Raw genomic sequence first — 17,539 nt, forward strand, 5'->3', positions numbered from 1 at the left:
TCGTATCCGTCCGGCAATCCGCCGAAGGAAAGATGGTGCGGTCGAGAAGACTCGAACTTCCACAGCATTTCTGCCACAGCGACCTCAACGCTGCGCGTCTACCAATTCCGCCACGACCGCAACTTCATCATTCGAATGGACTGCGCGTAACGGCTCAACCCATTGAATTTCTTAACTTTCCTAAGCCGGACGTTACGCGGCGCCGCGTCGGAATGCAACAACTTTCTCATGTTGAGAGCAACCCGACAACAGGCCGTATCGACCCGCACGCGCACCTTTCCGTGCGCGCCGCGCCCTGTTATCGCATTCCCAAGGGATAAGCAAGCAGCTTGCGTTCACAGCCCACTCACGGTGCCATGGGAAGAAGCGCAACGGTGTCAGGCCGTCAGATGGCGACGCACCGCGTCGGCGGCCTGCAGAACGGCATGGTGGGCCTGACCGACCAGACGGGTCATGGTGGCGAAGGAGTGGGGAAGCCCATCGTAAACGGCGAGGCGATGGGAAACGCCCGCCTCGGCCAGCCGCTCCGCCAGACGGAGGGAGTCGTCGCGCAGGCAGTCGAGATCCGCCGCCAGCAGAAGCAGAGGCGGCAGCCCTCGGAGGTCGGCCAGCAAGGGGGCGGCGCGGGGATCGTCGGGGGTGGCCGCGCCGCCGAGATACTGACGCCAGTACCAGCGCATCCGCGCTGTCGTCAGCCCGTACCGCCCATCGCCGAACCGACGGTGCGACACGGTGTCGAAGTCATGCGCGAACATGCCGTAGAACAGGAGCCCGAAGGACACCCGCGGTTCCCCCGGCGCACGGGCGGCGAGGGCGAGGCCAAGCGCGAGGTTGGCTCCGGCGGAGTCGCCGCCAACCGCGATCCGGGCCGCGTCGATCGCATGCGCCGCCCCAACGGCGGCAACCCAGCGCAGGGCCGCCAGCGCCTCCTCATGCTGGTGCGGGAAGCAGCGCTCCGGCGCCAGACTGTAGCGCACCGCGCAGACCACGGCGCCGCTGTGCAGGGCGAGCAGCCTCAGCAGCCGGTCATGGGTGTCCACGCTGTTCACGACGAAGCCACCGCCGTGGAAATAGACCAGGACGGGCAACCTCGCGGCCCCACGATCCGCCGGGCGGTAGAGCCGCAACGCCAAAGGGCCGGCGGGACCGGCCGCGGCCACCTCCGTCACATCGACGGAAAGCGGCGCGGGACCGTTCAGAAAGGCGTGATAACGCTCCGCCGCCGCACGGGCTCCGGCGAGTGGGAGGCTCAATGGGTCGGCGGGAGCGGCGCCGAGACGGGCTGCCGCCTCGTTCATCGCGATGACTTGAGGATCCAGGCGTTCCGTCGTGGGCCGCAAGATCGTGTCCGGCATGACATCCTCCTTCTCAACCGAAGCGACGGCGAACAGCCGCGCGGACCGGGAGCAGTGCCGGCAATCGCGAAAGCCCCCGACTGCCGGGCGGAGATCAACACTGGACACCATGATAGACACTTTAAATATACTATGTAAATAGGTTTATAAGATCTTTAACAACATTCATATAATGTTTTTTAAGCGGAAAGGCGTTTCCTCGTGCTCCGGCGGACGAGGGCCAACGCAGCGTCGGCGCATTGGCTTCTCAGTTCGGGCACCGCGGTCATCTCCCAGAATGGTGCCCGGCTGACCGGTCCGAGCGCAAAGAGGCGGTCGGTTACCGCCCCACCCTCGCCGATCAATGCACCCTCCTCGGTGACGTCGAGGCCGAGGCGCAAGGGGTCGGGACGGGCCAGCCCCTGCTGAAGCAAGGCGCGCATCAGCGGATGGCGGATGCGCCCGAAGTCGCACTCGGTGCCGGTCGCGTTGACGATGGCGCCCACCGTGCGTGTCCAGAGCGCGTCCTCGGCACCCCGCGCGCGGACGGTCGCCTCCACCCCCTCTGGGGTCAAGGCCAGAGCCTGAAGGCGCCCAGCCCGGACGGCCAGCCGCCCGTTCTCGCGCAGCGCCTCGATGCGGGCAGCCACCTCCGGCGCCATGCGGTGGCGGTGCACCTCCCAGTATGGCCGGGCGTGGCGCAGGAAGCGCTGCCGCTCCTCCAGCGGCAAGTGCTTCCAGATCAGCGGGTGGAAGGGCCGCAGGGAGTCAAAGGCGGCGCGCCAGTCCAGCCCCTCCTCCCGCGCGCGGCGGACGTCGGCCTTCAGGGCGATCAGCACGTCCAGCACCGTGCCGGGCATCGTCTGGGGATGGACGAAGCTCCTGAAGGGCCGCGTCTCCAGATGGGTGGTGGGCAGCAGGCCGCGGCGAGACAGCGCCAGGATCGGACCGCGGTGGCCCTGGTTCTCCAGGGACAGCACCACATCGACCATCGTCAGCCCGGTGCCGAGGATCAGCACCGGCGCGTCCGGATCGATGACGGCGACGGCCTCACGATTCCAGGGATCGCCGATGAAGCGGTCCGACGCGAAGACCTCCGGCGCCGGAAGCGACGGCGGCGAGGGCGGAAAATGCCCGACGCAGAGCACCGCCCGATCCACCGCGAGGCTTTCCCCATTGGCGAGCCGCAGACGCACGCCGCTGCCGGCGGCGCCGTCCAGCGCCGCATCGACCACCTCCGCCTGCACTGTGTCGATCGTCACATGGGCGGGGGCCTCCGCCTGGGCCTCGCGCAGCACGTCCTGGATGTACGCGCCATAGAGGCGCCGCGACACGAAGGCGTGGCCGCTGGGCGGCACGGCGCCGCCAAGGTCCTTCGCCCACAGCCAGCGCAGGAAGTGGCGCGGGTCGTCGGGATAGGCGCTCATGTTGTAGGCGCGTACGTTCAGCAGATGCGCCGCGCTGTCGGTGGAATAGGCCAGCCCGGTGCCCAGCGTGCCGGCGCGCTCGATCAGATGGATGCGCGTCGGTTCCTCCGCCTTGCGCAGAAGGTGGGCCGCCAGGATACTGCCGGTGAAGCCGGCGCCGACGATGGCGATGCTGTGCGCGGTGTCGTGGGACGGCATGCTCGTCGTTCCTCTCCCTGTGTCCAGCACCCCGCGGGGCGCCCCCGAATTGACATCATTGGAGCACCATGAATCCCTATTTAACAAGTTGGCTTTTGCCGTATCGCATGTGCTTTTATGTTCCATGCGCTGAGAACCACTTGTAGAATATGTTGATTCCCCGCTCCACCATCCGAACCCGGACCGCAGAATGACCATGGGCAAGCGTGCACCCTTCGTCGTCGGAATCACCGACCATATGATCCCCCCGCCGGACCTGGAGGCGGCGGTTTTGGACGGCTGTGCCGAGGTCGATTTCCTCGACACCCGCCGCGAAGAGGACCTGGACCCGGAGCGGCTGGCCCGGCTGGACGCGCTGTTGGTGTGGAGCACCCGCATCGGTCCGGCGACGGTGGCGAAGCTGCCGCGCTGCCGCATCGTCGTGCGGTTCGGTGTCGGCTACGACAAGGTCGACGTGGCGGCGCTGGAGGCCGCGGGCATTCCCTTCTGCAACAACCCGGACTATGGGACGGAGGAAGTGGCCGACCACGCCGTCTCCCTGCTGCTCTCCCTGCAACGCCGGCTGTGGGAGCATGACGCCCGCGCCCGCGGCTACAGCACGACGTGGCAGGCCAACACGCTGACGCCGCTGCGGCGGTCGAGCGCGGCGACGGTCGGCGTGGTCGGCGTGGGGCGGATCGGCACGGCGGTGGTGAACCGGCTGAAGCCCTTCGGCCACCGCATCCTCGGCTACGATCCGCAGCAGCCCGCCGGCCACGAGAAGGCGGTCGGCTACCGCCGCGTCCGCCGGCTCGACGAGCTGCTGGCCGAATCCGACATCGTGACCTTCCATTGCCCGCTGACGCCGGAGACCCGCGGCCTGATCGACGCGGACTTTCTGGCCAAGCTGAAGCCCGGCGCCCTGCTGGTCAACACGGCGCGCGGCGAGATGTTCGCCGGTCTCGACCCGCTGGAGGCGGCGCTGCGCAGCGGCCACGTCGCCGCGGTGGGGACGGACGTGCTGCCGACCGAACCGCCCGCCCCTCACCCGCTGCTGGACGCGTGGCGCCGTCGGGAATCCTGGCTGGAGGGCCGTCTCGTGGTCACGCCTCACAACGCCTTCCACTCCGACGAGGCGGCGATCGAGATGCGCCGCAACGCCGCCGAGACCGCTCGTCTGTTCCTGGAGGACGGGGTTCTGCGCAACCGCATCCTGCCCTGACCCCACCCGGTCAGGCCCCCAGGAAGGCCCGAACGTCGAGGCCGAGCGCGCCCCGATGCCGTGCAGGGCGCGCACGGTGTCGGGGTCGAGCGTGATGCCGCGCTCCGCGGCCAGCGCCCGGCTCCGCCGCTCCGGCCCGCCGGGCACCAGCACGCCGTCACCGCCGGGGACCGGCGGGGTGTCCTGGATGTGGTCCAGCACCGCGTCGGTCAACGCCTGCCAGCCGCCGTTCCCCGCGTCGGCCACCCGTGTCGGGTCGATCAGGAAGGCCAGCGCGTTGTTCACCACCCGGCCCGGACGCAGGTTCTCCGGCAGGGCCGGCAGCCCGCCGGCCAAGGCCCCGGCGAGGATCTCGCAGGCGAGCGCCAGCCCGTAACCCTTATGCCCGCCAAAGGGCAGGATGGCGCCGGTCGGATCGCGGAACATCATGCCGGGGTCGCGCGTCGGCGCGCCCCGCTCGTCGATCAGCAGGCCGTCGGCGACCTCCTTCCCGGAGGCCGCAGCGACACGGCATTTGTTGGCCGCCACCGCGCTGGTCGCGAAATCCAGCAGGAAGGGTGAATGGCCCGGCGTGGCGGGAACGGCGATGCAGATCGGGTTGGTGCCCAGCCGCGGCCGCCCGCCGCCATGGGGTGCCGCCAGCGGACGGCTGACCACGTTGACGAAGAAGACGCCGATCAGCCCGGCCGCGATGCACTGCTCGCCGTAGGAGCCGACCCGCCCGATGTGGTGGGCGTTGCGCAGGGCGAGCACGCAGGCCCCGCCGGCCTTGGCCCGCGCGATGGCGAGGTCCGTCGCCTCTCGCGCGATCACCTGCCCATAGCCGATATCCCCGTCCACCACCAGGAACGGCGCCTCGTCGCGGACAACGCGGGCGTGCCGGTTGGGTTGCAGGTGGCCCAGTTCCAGGCTCTTCGCGTAGACGGCGATCTGGCATACGCCGTGGCTGGCGTGGCCGGTGGCGTCGGAGTCCACGAGGTTGGCGGCGACGATGGCCGCCTCCTCCAGGCTGCTGCCGGACCGCTGCAGGATGGCGTCCAGAAGGGCCACCAGACGGTCCGCGGCGTAGGGTCCGCCCATCCTCAGAACACCGAATAGTCGATGGGCTGGTGGCGGTCGAGCGTTCGGTGAACCGGCGGCAGCGGGTATTTCAGCCCGGTCGCGCAGTTGAACAGCACCGCGCGCTCGTCGCGGCCCACCCGCCCGTCGGCCAGCGCCTGCTTGTAGGCGGCGTAGGTGGCGGCGCCCTCCGGGCAAAGCAGGAATCCCTCCTCCCGCGCCGCCTCGTCCAGGGCCGCCTGGATGGCCTCGTCCGGCACGGCGACGGCGAAACCGCCGCTCTCCCGCACGGCGCGCAGGATCAGGAAGTCGCCGACCGCCTGCGGCACGCGGATGCCGGACGCGATGGTGTGGGCGTCCTGCCAGCGCGGGGCGTGCTCCTCCCCGGCTTCGTAGGCGCGGACCATCGGGGCGCAGCCGGCGGCCTGCACCGCGACCATGCGCGGGCGCTTGGACCCGATGAAGCCGATGGTCTCCAGCTCGGCGAAGGCCTTCCACATGCCAATCAGCCCGGTGCCGCCGCCGGTCGGGTAGAAGATGACGTCCGGCACCTCCCATCCGAGCTGCTCGGCCAGTTCCAGACCCATGGTCTTCTTGCCTTCGATCCGGTAGGGCTCCTTCAGGGTGGAGACGTCGAACCAGCCGGCCTTGGCCTTGCCCTCCCCCACGATCTTGCCGCAGTCGTCGATCAGCCCGTTGACGCGGTAGACCGTGGCGCCCTGGAGTTCGATCTCCGAGACGTTGACCTCCGGCGTGTCCTCTGGGCAGAAGATCGTCGTCTTGATGCCCGCCCGCGTCGCGTAGGCGGCCAGCGCCGCGCCGGCGTTGCCGTTTGTCGGCATGGCCATGTGCTTGATTTCGAAAGCCTTCGCCATGGACACCGCCATGACCAGCCCGCGCGCCTTGAAGGAGCCGGTGGGCAGCCGCCCCTCGTCCTTCACCAGCAGTTCCGCCGCCCCCAGCTTGGCGGCGAGCTTGGGCAGCGCGACCAGCGGGGTCACCGCCTCGCCCAGACTGACGATGTCCTGCACCCGGCGCACCGGCAGCAGCTCGCGGTAGCGCCACAGGTCCTGCGGGCGTCCGGCCAGCGCGTCCTTGGTCAGCGCGCCGCGCACCCCCTCCAGGTCGTAGCGGACCAGCAGGGGCTTGCCCGCCTTGGACAGGTTGTGGACGGTGTCGGCCTCGTACCGCTCGCCGGTGTAGGCGCATTCCAGATGCGTGACGAAGGTCGGGCGCTCGGTGGTCAGGTTGCTGTCGAAAGGCACGGATGGATTTCCTTGCTGAAGGCTCACGTCAATCCCCTCTTCCCAGAGGAGCGAGGGCTTATCGGACCATTCCCCACTTGCGGACGGTGTGGGTCTCGATCCAGCGGAAGACGACGTTCTCGACGACGAGGCCGATCAGGATGACGGTGACGAGGCCGGCGAACACCTTGTCGATGTACAGCTCGTTGCGGTTCTGGAAGATGAACCAGCCCAGCCCGCCCTTGCCCGACGAGACGCCGAACACCAACTCCGCCGCGATCAGCGTGCGCCAGGCGAAGGCCCAGCCGACCTTCAGCCCGGTCAGGATGGCCGGAAAGGCCGCCGGGATCAGCATGGTGACGACGTAGCGGATGCCGCTCAGCCCGTAATTCCGCCCGGCCATGCGCAGCGTCTCCGACACCGAGGTGAAGCCGGCGTGCGTGTTCAGCGCCAGCGGCCAAAGCACCGCATGAACCAGGACGAAAGTCAGGCTGACCGCCCCCAGCCCGAACCACAGCATGGCGATGGGCAGCAGTGCGATGGCCGGCAGCGGGTTGAACATCGAGGTCAGGGTGGACAGCACGTCGTTGCCGATCCGGGTGGACACCGCGAAGCTGGTCAGCAGAATGGCCAGCACCACGGCGATGGCGTAGCCCTTCAGCAGAACCGACAGCGACACCCAGGCCATCGACAGCAGGTTCTCCCGCCAGATCGCCTCCCACAGCGCCGCGACGGTGGCGGTGAAGGTGGGAAACATCAGCGGGTTGTTCTGCCACGTCGCGGTGATCTGCCAGAGCAGCGCCACCGCGGCCAGAACGGCGAAGCGGCGGAGCGCGGTGACGTTGCCGATCCGCTCCCACAGGGACAGCGGTCGGGCGACGTCACCGATCGGGCCGGTGGTGGCGACCGTCCGTTCATACTCCGGGCGGACGGGCGGCACACGGCCGCCTCGCGGAGCAAGCGACAGGCCGGTCATGAACGCGGCCCCTTCACCGTTTCCACCTCGTCGGCGAACAGCATGGTGTGGATGCGCTGGGCGGTGTCCTGGAACGCCGGGCTGCCGACCGCGAAGTGATCGTAGCCGTCGCAGTTCAGCTCCGCCTTCACCTGCCCGGGATGCGGCGACAGCACGAGGATGCGGGAACCGACGACCAAAGCCTCCTCGATGGAATGGGTGACGAACAGCACGGTGAAGCGCAGATCGTCCCAGAGCTGGAGCAGCTCCTCCTGCATCTTGCGGCGGGTCAGCGCGTCCAGCGCCGCGAAGGGCTCGTCCATCAGCAGGATGTCCGGCTCCATCGCCATGGCGCGGGCGATGGCGACGCGCTGCTTCATCCCGCCCGACAGCATGTGCGGATGCACGTCGGCGAACTTGGACAGGTTCACCCGCGCGATGCAGTCCAGCGCCTTCTCCTCGGCCTCCCGGCGCGTGGCCTTGCCGCTGGCGAGCAGCGGGAACATGACGTTCTGCTTCACCGTCTTCCAGGGCGGCAGCTGGTCGAACTCCTGGAACACCATCATGCGGTCCGGCCCCGGCCCGGTCACCGCCCGCCCGTTCAGGCGGATGGCCCCCTCCACCGGCGCCAGGAAGCCGCCCACCGCCTTCAGCAGCGAGGACTTGCCGCAACCGGACGGCCCCAACAGGACGTAGCGCTCCGCCTGGAACACCTGGAAATCGACGCGGTAGGTCGCGGTCACCAGATGGCGGCGCGTCTTGTACTGGAGCGTGACGCCGGAGACGTCCAGCAGCGGACGCTCGGACACGCCGGCGGTGTCCACGCTGTCGGTGTTTACAGCGGCGAGATGGGTGAAGGCGTTCATCGGCTCAGCTCCCGGTTTCGCCGTGGAGGTCTTCGAAGAACAGGTCCTTCCAGGAGGCCGGCTTGTTCTTCATGGCGCCGACCTTGTGCATGAAGTCGGCGAAAGCCCCGACGCGGGCGGGGGCGACGGTGAACTGGTTGTCCGGGTCGTCGAGGATGCTGACGACGAAGGCCTTGTCGAGGTCGCCCCGGTTCAGCGCCAGATAGATGTCCGCCGCTGCGGAATGGTCGGCGTTGATGACGTCCATCGCCTCCTTCAGCGCGCCGAGGAAGGCCTGATAGGTCTTGGGATTCTTGGCGCGGAAGGCTTCCTTCGCCCAGATCAGGTTGAAGGTGTGCGGCCCGCCCAGCACGTCGTAGGAGCTGAAGACCTTGTGGATCTTCGGATCACGCAGCTGCTGGTACTGGAACGGCGGGCCGGAGATGTGGCCAGTGATCTCCGACGAGCCGGACAGCAGGGCGGCGGTGGCGTCGGGGTGCGGCAGCGAGACGGTCCGCTTGTCGAGCGCGTCGAACTTGCCCTCACCGAACTCCTTCTCCACGGCCATCTGGAGCACGCGGGCCTGGACGCCGACCTTCACCGCCGGCAGGGCGATCTTGTCCTTGTCGGTGAAGTCCTTGAGCGTCTTGACGGTCGGGTTGGTGGTGGTCAGGAACAGGGGCATGCTGTTCAGGGCGGCGATGGCCTTGACGTTGGCGTTGCCCTTGGTGCGGTCCCAGATGGTCAGCAGCGGACCGACGCCCGCCGACCCCAGATCGATGCTGTCCGACAGCAGCGCGTCGTTCATCGCCGCCCCGCCGGAGAGCTGCACCCACTCCACATTGATGTCGAGCCCCAGTTCCTTGCCGTGCTTCTCGATCAGCTTCTGGTGGCGCAGCACATGCAGCGGCAGATAGCCCAGCCCGTACTGTTCGGCGATCCGTATCCGGCCTTCCGCCGCCGCCGGACCGGCCAGCGCTGCGGCGGCGAGCCCCAGCCCGGCCAAGGCGCAGAGCGCGCGGCGGATGACACGTCCCGGGTTGACCATACGAACCTCCGATCAATTTTACCTAATCTCTAGTAGGAAAATGACATCATGATTCCACGCACGATTCAACAGGGAAAATCGGATTTATTAACTTAATATTATTGTAGTATATGCGCATGAAAAGGCGGGACCGGCATGGGGGGCCACGCCCCCTGCCGGTCCCGGCAGGACGATCAGGCGGCGAGGCTCGGCTTGCGGCCGAGCACACGGGTCACGCTGGGACGGCCATCGACGCCGACCACCACGTCGCCGGCCACGGTCGTGCGGCGGACGACGCGGGGACGGTCGCCGTAATCGTCGACGGCGCGGTGGATGGTGGCGCGGTTGTCCCAGATCGCCACATCGCCCGGCGACCAGTGCCAGCGCACCGTGTTTTCCGGACGGGTGGCGTGGTCGGTGAAGATGCCGATCAGCCGGTTGGCATCGGAGGTGCCGAAGCCGACCAGCCGTTGCAGGAAATGCCCGACCAGCAGGGTGCGCTCGCCGGTGACCGGGTGCACGGAGACCAGCGGATGCTCCGTCTCGTAAACGGTGGCGGTGAAGACTTCATTGAAGCGTTTCAGCCCATCCTCGCGGACGTTTCCGCGGTCGCCCACGTAATCGTACTGGTTGGTGTGGATCGCCCGCAGCCTGTCGGCCAGTTCGCGCAACGGCTCCGGCAGTTCGGCGTAGGCCGCCGCCGTGTTGCCCCACAGCGTGTCGCCGCCGCGGTCCGGCAGTTCATGGGGGCGCAGGATGGTGATGCTGGGATAGGCGTCGAGGAAGGTGATGTCGGCGTGCCAGGAACTGGCGCGCTCCCCGCGCGATCCGTCCACGTCCAGGATGCCCTCGGTCCCGCCGAGCGACGGGACGGTCGGATGGCCGACCAGCGTGCCCCACAGCCGTCCGAACGCCTCCTGCCGGGCGTCGTCGATGTGGTGCTGGTCGCGAACGAAGATCACCTTGTGCTCGTAAACGGCGTCCTGGATCGCCTTCAGCACCGCCGGGTGCAGATCGCCGGACAGGGAGACGCCGCGCAGTTCGGCGCCGATGTTGCCGTTGATGGGCTTGATGTCGAAACCGTTGGGAAGGCTCATCGGAATGTCTCCATCATCAAGTAAGGAATGACGTGCATACGGTGAACGGGAAATTGGTGAACGGTCGGCAAGTGAAAGACCGGTGTCAGGTCAGCTCCCTGTTTCGCCATGCAGGATCGGGAAGGTGTAGTCTTTCCACGAGGCCGGCTTGGTCTTGATCGAACCGACGCGGTGCATGAAGTCGGCGATCACGCCGGTGTTGTGCGGAACCTGGGAATAGCTGATGTCCGGGTTGTCGAGCAGCGCCACCACCTCGTCCTGGGTCAGCTTGCTGCGCTCCTCCGCAAGATAGATGCGGGCGGCCTCGGCCTTGTCGCGCTTGATCAGCGCGAAGCCGTCGCCCATCGCCTTCACCACGGCGGCGGTGAGCTTCGGGTTCTCGTCGTAGAATTTCTGCGTGGCGTAGGACAGCACCAGCGTCGCTTCGCCGATCACGTCGCGCGAGTTCAGGATGCGGTGGACGTTCGGGTGGACGAGTTGCTGCGACCCGTAGGTCGGGGTGGTGATGTGGCCGGTGATCTCCGTCTTGCCGGAAACCAGCGCCGCGGTGGCGTCCGGCGGGCTCAGCGTCGTGGTCAGCGGCTCGAAGTCATACTGGTGCCCCGGCCCGAACTCCTTCTCCGCGGCGATCTGGAGAATGACCGAATTGATGGAGACCTTCACCGCCGGCACCGCGATGCGGTCCTTGTCGGTCAGGTCGCGGATGCTGCGGACGTTCGGGTTGTTGCTGTTGAGCCAGTAGGCCGAGGAGTCCAGCCCCGAGATGGCCTTCACGCCGATACCGCCGCGCGTCTTGTCCCAGACGGTCAGCAGTGGCGCGATGCCGGCGGAGACGATATGGGCGTTGCCGCTCAGCAGCGCGTCGTTGGCGGCGACCCCGCCGTTCAACACCAGCCAGTTGACCTTGAGCGGCCCGATCCCCTGCTCCTCGGCGCGTTTTTCGATCAGCCCCTGGTTCTTGGCGATCATCAGCGGCAGGTAGCCCAGCCCGTACTGGATGGCGATGGTCAGGTCCGTCGCCTCGGCCCGCGCGCCACCGGAGGAAAGGAGGGCCACGCCCGCCGCCAAGGTCATGCCGAGAAAAGCCCGTCTTGCGGTGGACTCAATCCGTTTCACACCCGCTGTCATCGAAGCCTCCCGAAATGGCGTCGCCAAGGTTGATTTGCACCTCGATCACACCAATCCAGCGGCGTCCTGTCAAATAATATCTACTCTATTTATAGATTTTTAAACTCCAAAACTACATAACATATATGTTATTTATGCTGCTGAGGTTTTGTCACAGCATCGCTCTCACAAGGGCGTTCGAGCCGCCTCCACCGGACCGTTCCAAGCTCTGATTGCGCATAAAAAAGCCGCCAGGAGCTGTGCGGCTCCTGACGGCTTTCCATGCTCAACCCTTATCGACAGCGATCGTCGCGGATCACTCCCACTCGATGGTGCCGGGCGGCTTCGAGGTGATGTCGTAGACGACGCGGTTGACGCCGCGGACCTCGTTGACGATGCGGTTCGACACGCGGGCCAGGAAGTCGTGCGGGAACGGGTACCAGTCGGCGGTCATGCCGTCGGTCGAGGTCACCGCGCGCAGGGCCAGCACATGGTCGTAGGTCCGGCCGTCGCCCATCACGCCCACGGTGCGCACCGGCAGCAGCACCGCGAAGGCCTGCCAGATCGCGTCGTAGAGGCCGGCGTTGCGGATCTCCTCCAGATAGACCGTGTCGGCCTTGCGCAGGATGTCCAGCTTCTCCGGGGTGATCTCGCCGGGAACGCGGATGGCGAGGCCGGGGCCGGGGAAGGGGTGGCGCCCGATGAAGGCGGCCGGCAGGCCGAGTTCGCGGCCGAGCGCCCGGACCTCGTCCTTGAACAGCTCGCGCAGCGGCTCGACCAGCTTCAGCTTCATGCGCTCCGGCAGGCCGCCGACGTTGTGGTGCGACTTGATGGTGACCGACGGGCCGCCGGTGAAGGACACGCTCTCGATCACGTCGGGGTACAGCGTGCCCTGGGCCAGGAACTGCGCCCCGCCGACCTTGGCGCTCTCCTCGTCGAAGACCTCGATGAACAGGCCGCCGATGATCTTGCGCTTCTGCTCCGGGTCGGTGACGCCGGCCAGCTTCCCGAGGAACAGGTCGGACGCGCTCCGGTGGACCAGCGGGATGTTGTAGTGGTCGCGGAACAGCGTCACCACCTCCTCAGCCTCGCCGGCGCGCATCAGGCCGGTGTCGACGAAGATGCAGGTGAGCTGGTCGCCGATGGCCTCGTGGATCAGCACGGCGGCCACCGAGGAGTCGACGCCGCCCGACAGGCCGCAGATCACCTTGCCGCTGCCGACCTGGGCGCGGATCTTCTCGATGGCCTGCTGCTTGAAGGCGGCCATGGTCCAGTCGCCCTTCAGCCCGGCGACACGGTGCACGAAGTTCGCCAGGAGCTGCGCGCCGTGCGGGGTGTGCACGACCTCCGGGTGGAACTGCACGCCGTAGAACTGGCGGGCGTCGTCGGCGATGGCGGCAAAGGGCGCGCCGTCGCTGACCGCCACGGCCTGGAAGCCGTCTGGCAGGGCGGTGACGCGGTCGCCGTGGCTCATCCACACCTGCTCGCGCGACCCAACCGCCCACAGCCCGTCGAACAGGGCGCAGGTCTGCTTCACCTCGATGAAGGCGCGCCCGAATTCGCGGTGGTCGGAGCCCGACACGGCGCCGCCGAGCTGGTGGCACATCGTCTGCTGGCCGTAGCAGATGCCCAGGACCGGGACGCCCAGCGTGAAGACCACCTCCGGCGCGCGCGGGCCGTTCTCTTCGGTGACGGAGGCCGGGCTGCCCGACAGGATGATCGCCTTCGGCGCGTAGTCGCGAATCCGCTCCTCGCTCATGCTGAACGGATGGATTTCGCAATAGACGCCGGCTTCACGGACGCGGCGGGCGATGAGCTGGGTCACCTGCGACCCGAAATCGAGGATGAGAACGCGCTCGGCGGACATGGACGACAACCTGATGCGGGGGGACAAGCCCCTGACTACCGCATTTCGGGGCCCGTGGACAAGCGTGCAAGCGGCGCGAGGTCGCGCCAGCCATAGGCGATCTCCACCAGTTCCTTCCCTGCGAAGCGGATCGGCCGCTCGGCCACCCGCACACCGCCCAGCCGCTCGTAGAACCAGCGGGCCGGATTCTCGCGCAGGCACCAGACCACGGCGGTGCGCTTGCCGCCCTCCTGGAGCCGTTCGGCCATGGTCGCCACCAGGCGGCGGCCCAGCCCCTGCCCCTGCGCCTCGTCCAGCAGGTAGAGGGCGTAGAACTCCCCTTCGTACCCCTCCACGGGAATGCGGCGCCCGCCGTAGGTGGCGAAACCCACCACCGATTCCGTGCCGTCCACCACGACCAAAGCGCCCTGCCCCGGGCCATGCGCCTGGACGGCGTTGTGCCAGCGCATCGCCGCGGCGGCTTCCGACAGGTTGACGAGGTAGGCGTCGGGGACGAGCCCCGGATAGGTGGATTGCCACGTGGCAACATGGACCTTGGCGATGCCCACCGCGTCCGACGGGCACGCGTCGCGAATCACCAGCGCTTCATCCATGGGACATCTCCGGACCCGTTTCCCACCCCCATGGAAACTGGGAGCCGGGCCGGAGCATGTCCAGTCAGCCAAAAGGGCCGGGACGACGGCGGAAGGTCCGCCGCAAAGGCGGCCTTCGGGTTACTGGGCCGGAAGGGCCGGAACGCCCGCCTGCCACTGGTCCCAGTGGGAAACGATGTGATCGGTCATGCGCGAGCCGACCAGCGCCACATTCTCCACCGTCTCGGCGAAGCCGCCGGCGGTCTCGCCCGGCTTCGGGTCGAGATGCTCCAGTGTGGTCTCCTTCGGGTTGCCCTGGTCGAAGTTCACGGCACCACGCAGGCTCATCACCCGGTCGGAGCCCAGCGTCCGCTTGATGACCAGCGTGATCGCCGCGGCCTCCATCTCGGTGATGACGTAATCGTCGGCGCCGTAGAGCTTGGCAATGTACTGCGCCTGCTCGGACATGCCGGGGCCGTGGAAGAAGGTGTCGCCGGTCATGTGCGTGCCGGTGCCGACGAAGGGCGTGCGCCGGGCGGCGTCCTGCGGGTAGCGCTGGCGGTAGGCGCGGGCGCTGTCGGAATCCTTCAGCGGCGTGTCGCCGGTCAGCTTCATCGCCCAGGACACCAGCGTCGGGTTCATCTGGAACAGCCGGACGGACTCGTAGCCCTTGCGCGGCATGAAAGTCGGCTCGCCCGGCTTGCCCTCTTCCGGCGCCCAGCGGTGGCCCAGATCGTAATCCACCAGCCAGGTCGCCCAGTTGACCTCGGCGATGGTCCCGCGCGACGGCGGCGTGCCGGCCACGCCGGAAATGATGAAATAGGCCTGCGACAGGTCGAGCTGCGGGTTCAGCAGGATCGCCTGCATGGACGCGGAGGAACTGACCTTGCCCATGCCGAGAACCGCGCCGCAGACGCCGTCGGCGTTGCAGTGGACGGGGTTCAGCGCGCCCTTCACGGTGATCGGCGTGCTGGACTGCCAGTAGCGCTCGTACCAGTTTTGGAACTCGCCGGCCCGGTCGCCGGTGTTCTTGCCGATCTCGAACATGGCGCCGACAAACACCTTGACCTTGACCGGCTCAGCCGCTTCGGCGGAGGTGCCCAGCCCCAACAGGAAAAAGGCGGACAGGGCGGCGCTCCGCCAGCGGGACGTGTTCCACATCATTGCGCTCCAACATGCGGGGAAAGGTCGCACCCTAACCGCAAACCTCGCGGTATGACCCGCACGAAATCAGCAGGCCCGTCCGTGTGTCCCCGCATGAGTGGCGGCGCTCGTCCTTTCTTGGGCTGGCGCGCATTCGCCGCTTTTTCGGCCCGCCGCCAATCTCCCTTATCATGTTGGTTTCGCCAAATTCTTAGCGGGCGGCCAACTGTCACCTTCCGACGCGAGTCTGGCCGCCAACCGGCCACCCCATACTCCAGTATTCGCATGGTTCATTATGCGCACAAATACTTAGGATTCGAACTTTAATATTTCATTATCAATCTTCTCTCAGATTCATAAATCAAAAGATCAATAGTATCTATTTCTTTCCACGACGGCCTTGGCCATCGATCAATGGAGTTTTCCAATGGCTCCCACAGGCGTCACATCGCCCGCCGATGTTCCCGCATATATCCGAGCTGGATCAGCAGCGCGCTCAACGAACACATCGACACCTTCCGTCGCCACGACGACCGTCCGGAATGGCGGAGCCAGCGACAGTGTGGATCTCAGCGCTCTGGCAACGGCCCTGAAAGGCAACGCCCTCACCATGTTCAACGAGGCGCTGGGCGACGAGGACCGCCGGAAATTGGATGACGCCGTGCGCGCCGGCACCCTAGCCGGCGATGACGTGGCGAAGGGTTTGACGACACGCCTGAAACGCATTGGCTTCGCGCAGTCCGGAGTCGATGTTGCCGCCGTTGATCTCGATTCGGAAGCCGCCAGCCGCGCACTTGGCGGAACGCCCCTCCTTCAACGCGGCCAGCGCCGGGCCGACTCCCAGACACAGCCGGACAACTCCCCGATCCGCGTCGACAAACCTTCGGCATCGCCCTCCCCGGCGACCGGCAGGAATGCTCAGGCCAACGCCTATTTCCTCGCCATTGAGGATGGCGGCGACGATGCGTCAAAGAAGATCGCCGATCTCGGCATCAACCTGAGTCCGTTCGCCGCATTCGGCGACGCCGTCCGTCGTCTGATCGGCAAGGGGGCCTTCGATTACCGGTAGGCTCACGTCTTTCGCTGCCAAGCCTTTCACAAATCCATCGCGCCAAATCCAAATAACAACCTCCATAATATCTCTTTAAAAAAATATTTCCCAATCATACGGTCAATATAGTCATAATATTCATGGAAACGAAAGGTTCATTAATGCGGAATTATCTTTTCTATTCTTCCATAGGGATGCCTGAGAATGATGGGCTATGACGGTCAGGAGGCGGATCAATGACCAGCAGCACAATCAGCTCCTCTCTTCCTCTGTCCGCCACCGGATACTGGAAGCCTGTACAGTCCGGAACCGGTTCCTCCGGGCATCAATCCTCAGGCGTCGGGAGCGGCGAAAAGACGGATGCCGTTTCCCTGAGCAAGCTTGGGCAGGCCTTGAACGGCGCCGCCGCCGATGTGTTCAAGCAACTCGACTCAAAGGCGCGCGGCATGCTGGAAGGACTCGTCAACTCCGGCAAGATCAGCGCCGAAGACGCCGTGACCGGGCTGAAATCGCTGGCGACCAAGGCGACCTTCAACCGCTACGTCTCCGAACGCCCCCGTGACGAGGAAGACAAGCAGCGGCTCGCCGACTCGGAGGCCGCCTGGCAGAAACTGCAGGCCTATGGCAGCCGGATGTCCGGTGCGCTGTCCGAGGTCGGGCGCAAGACCCAGGAGATTCAGGAAGCCCAGCAGCGCGGCGAAATCTCGATGGACGAGATGAACGAACGCCTGAAGCCGGTTCAGGACGCGTTCAAGGGCGAGATCTCGGCGACCCGTGGCGCCCATGGAAAGCCGACCGATCAGACGGCCATTCTCAGCGACGCCAGCGGATTTACGAAAAACATGCAGGGCTTCAAATCCGCGCTGGCCTCCATGGGGGAGGATGCCGGCTTCGCGGATCTGTACGCGCCGGACGGCGAGGCCGCCGAACAGAAGCTTCAGGAACTCGGTTTCGACCGGAACGTCTTCGGCAACGCGTTCCAGAAATTTGCGGAAGCCGTAGACATTCCCGGCATCGGGTCCAAATCCGCTGTCCCGAAGGCCGAGGCCGCCGCTCCGACACCGGCACCCGCTGCGGAAAGCAAGATCGCCACGGAGACGCCAGCCGTCACGAACAAGCCAGCCGCCGAAAGCCCATCGCCGCAGGATACCGTCAGCAAGCCGGCGTCGAGCGACCCTGGCAACGCACAGGCGGCATTGTCCATGCTCCAATCGGCGCTTGAGTCGGGCGCGTCGAAAGGCGGAACCGGTGTTCTGGGCGCGGTTGCCGGGAACGCCAACGAAGGCCAGAACGCGGTCGCCAGCGGCCTGCTGGAAGCCCTGAAGGCAGGGACGGGAAAACCGCAAACCGGAAACGCGCAGGCCGGCGACACACCGCCGGCCTGACGCAACCCACCGGGGAAGCCCCCCGAT

14 protein-coding genes, 1 tRNA gene and 1 pseudogene are annotated in these 17,539 nt (G+C 66.7%); 3 read left to right on the forward strand and 13 right to left on the reverse strand.

The features are described 5' to 3' along the window. Positions 1-33 precede the first annotated feature (33 nt). The 3 genes from DS837_RS24695 to DS837_RS24705 form a co-directional block, all read right to left on the reverse strand. Positions 34-120 (reverse strand) — tRNA-Leu (locus DS837_RS24695). 257 nt (positions 121-377) lie between these two features. After that, the gene (locus DS837_RS24700) at positions 378-1,355 is read right to left on the reverse strand and encodes an alpha/beta hydrolase (RefSeq protein WP_149167153.1); all 978 of its coding nucleotides are present in this window, start codon (positions 1,353-1,355) and stop codon (positions 378-380) included. A 179-nt stretch (positions 1,356-1,534) separates the two neighbouring features. Next, positions 1,535-2,959: an FAD/NAD(P)-binding protein gene (locus tag DS837_RS24705; protein ID WP_149167154.1), complete on the reverse strand. Its 1,425-nt coding sequence runs from the start codon at positions 2,957-2,959 to the stop codon at positions 1,535-1,537. A 190-nt stretch (positions 2,960-3,149) separates the two neighbouring features. Between DS837_RS24705 and DS837_RS24710 the strand changes: the two genes are divergently transcribed. Next, positions 3,150-4,160 carry a C-terminal binding protein gene (locus DS837_RS24710; protein WP_247890114.1) on the forward strand — a complete coding sequence of 337 codons (1,011 nt, stop codon included), beginning with the start codon at positions 3,150-3,152 and terminating at the stop codon, positions 4,158-4,160. Between the two features lie 111 nt (positions 4,161-4,271). Here the strand turns inward: DS837_RS24710 and DS837_RS24715 are convergent. The 10 genes and pseudogenes from DS837_RS24715 to DS837_RS24760 all read right to left on the reverse strand — a co-directional run. After that, positions 4,272-5,240 (reverse strand): annotated as a pseudogene (locus tag DS837_RS24715) (malate/lactate/ureidoglycolate dehydrogenase); the annotation flags it as partial. Between the two features lie 2 nt (positions 5,241-5,242). Next, complete coding sequence (locus DS837_RS24720) at positions 5,243-6,484, reverse strand: threonine synthase (RefSeq protein WP_149167155.1); 1,242 nt, start codon at positions 6,482-6,484, stop codon at positions 5,243-5,245. 58 nt (positions 6,485-6,542) lie between these two features. Further along, the gene (locus DS837_RS24725; protein WP_149167156.1) at positions 6,543-7,439 is read right to left on the reverse strand and encodes an ABC transporter permease; all 897 of its coding nucleotides are present in this window, start codon (positions 7,437-7,439) and stop codon (positions 6,543-6,545) included. Next, positions 7,436-8,284 carry an ABC transporter ATP-binding protein gene (locus DS837_RS24730; RefSeq protein ID WP_170295966.1) on the reverse strand — a complete coding sequence of 283 codons (849 nt, stop codon included), beginning with the start codon at positions 8,282-8,284 and terminating at the stop codon, positions 7,436-7,438. The genes DS837_RS24725 and DS837_RS24730 overlap by 4 nt, the downstream gene beginning before the upstream one ends. 4 nt (positions 8,285-8,288) lie before the next feature. Next, the gene (locus tag DS837_RS24735; RefSeq protein WP_149167157.1) at positions 8,289-9,311 is read right to left on the reverse strand and encodes an ABC transporter substrate-binding protein; all 1,023 of its coding nucleotides are present in this window, start codon (positions 9,309-9,311) and stop codon (positions 8,289-8,291) included. A 173-nt stretch (positions 9,312-9,484) separates the two neighbouring features. Beyond that, positions 9,485-10,387, reverse strand: coding sequence for a TauD/TfdA dioxygenase family protein (locus DS837_RS24740; RefSeq protein WP_149167158.1), 903 nt, complete (start codon positions 10,385-10,387; stop codon positions 9,485-9,487). A gap of 90 nt (positions 10,388-10,477) precedes the next feature. After that, entirely contained in the window at positions 10,478-11,443 is a 966-nt protein-coding gene (locus tag DS837_RS24745; RefSeq protein ID WP_149167159.1) for an ABC transporter substrate-binding protein, read from the reverse strand. 367 nt (positions 11,444-11,810) lie between these two features. Beyond that, on the reverse strand, positions 11,811-13,361 hold the full coding sequence (guaA, locus tag DS837_RS24750) for a glutamine-hydrolyzing GMP synthase (RefSeq protein WP_145623801.1): 1,551 nt from the start codon (positions 13,359-13,361) through the stop codon (positions 11,811-11,813). A 35-nt stretch (positions 13,362-13,396) separates the two neighbouring features. Further along, positions 13,397-13,954: a GNAT family N-acetyltransferase gene (locus DS837_RS24755; RefSeq protein WP_149167160.1), complete on the reverse strand. Its 558-nt coding sequence runs from the start codon at positions 13,952-13,954 to the stop codon at positions 13,397-13,399. 120 nt (positions 13,955-14,074) lie between these two features. Continuing rightward, positions 14,075-15,097 (reverse strand): purine-nucleoside phosphorylase, encoded by a 1,023-nt coding sequence (locus DS837_RS24760; protein ID WP_247890115.1) that lies wholly within the window; start codon positions 15,095-15,097, stop codon positions 14,075-14,077. 541 nt (positions 15,098-15,638) lie between these two features. On the opposite strand from DS837_RS24760, the gene DS837_RS24765 reads away from it, so the two are divergent. After that, positions 15,639-16,145, forward strand: a complete 507-nt coding sequence (locus DS837_RS24765) for a hypothetical protein (protein ID WP_247890116.1) — start codon at positions 15,639-15,641, stop codon at positions 16,143-16,145. Positions 16,146-16,363: 218 nt separating this feature from the next. Next, positions 16,364-17,512: a hypothetical protein gene (locus DS837_RS24770; protein WP_247890117.1), complete on the forward strand. Its 1,149-nt coding sequence runs from the start codon at positions 16,364-16,366 to the stop codon at positions 17,510-17,512. Positions 17,513-17,539: the final 27 nt, after the last annotated feature.

The sequence above is a fragment of the Azospirillum brasilense genome, assembly GCF_008365405.1.
GTDB classification, from domain to species: Bacteria; Pseudomonadota; Alphaproteobacteria; order Azospirillales; family Azospirillaceae; genus Azospirillum; species Azospirillum brasilense_D.

Coding starts and splice junctions, on each gene's coding strand:
- DS837_RS24700 (WP_149167153.1), bottom strand. CDS start 1,355: ATGCCGGACACGATCTTGCGGCCCACGACGGAACGCCTGGATCCTCAA.
- DS837_RS24705 (WP_149167154.1), bottom strand. CDS start 2,959: ATGCCGTCCCACGACACCGCGCACAGCATCGCCATCGTCGGCGCCGGC.
- DS837_RS24710 (WP_247890114.1), top strand. CDS start 3,150: ATGACCATGGGCAAGCGTGCACCCTTCGTCGTCGGAATCACCGACCAT.
- DS837_RS24725 (WP_149167156.1), bottom strand. CDS start 7,439: ATGACCGGCCTGTCGCTTGCTCCGCGAGGCGGCCGTGTGCCGCCCGTC.
- DS837_RS24730 (WP_170295966.1), bottom strand. CDS start 8,284: ATGAACGCCTTCACCCATCTCGCCGCTGTAAACACCGACAGCGTGGAC.
- DS837_RS24735 (WP_149167157.1), bottom strand. CDS start 9,311: ATGGTCAACCCGGGACGTGTCATCCGCCGCGCGCTCTGCGCCTTGGCC.
- DS837_RS24740 (WP_149167158.1), bottom strand. CDS start 10,387: ATGAGCCTTCCCAACGGTTTCGACATCAAGCCCATCAACGGCAACATC.
- guaA (WP_145623801.1), bottom strand. CDS start 13,361: ATGTCCGCCGAGCGCGTTCTCATCCTCGATTTCGGGTCGCAGGTGACC.
- DS837_RS24755 (WP_149167160.1), bottom strand. CDS start 13,954: ATGGATGAAGCGCTGGTGATTCGCGACGCGTGCCCGTCGGACGCGGTG.
- DS837_RS24760 (WP_247890115.1), bottom strand. CDS start 15,097: ATGATGTGGAACACGTCCCGCTGGCGGAGCGCCGCCCTGTCCGCCTTT.
- DS837_RS24770 (WP_247890117.1), top strand. CDS start 16,364: ATGACCAGCAGCACAATCAGCTCCTCTCTTCCTCTGTCCGCCACCGGA.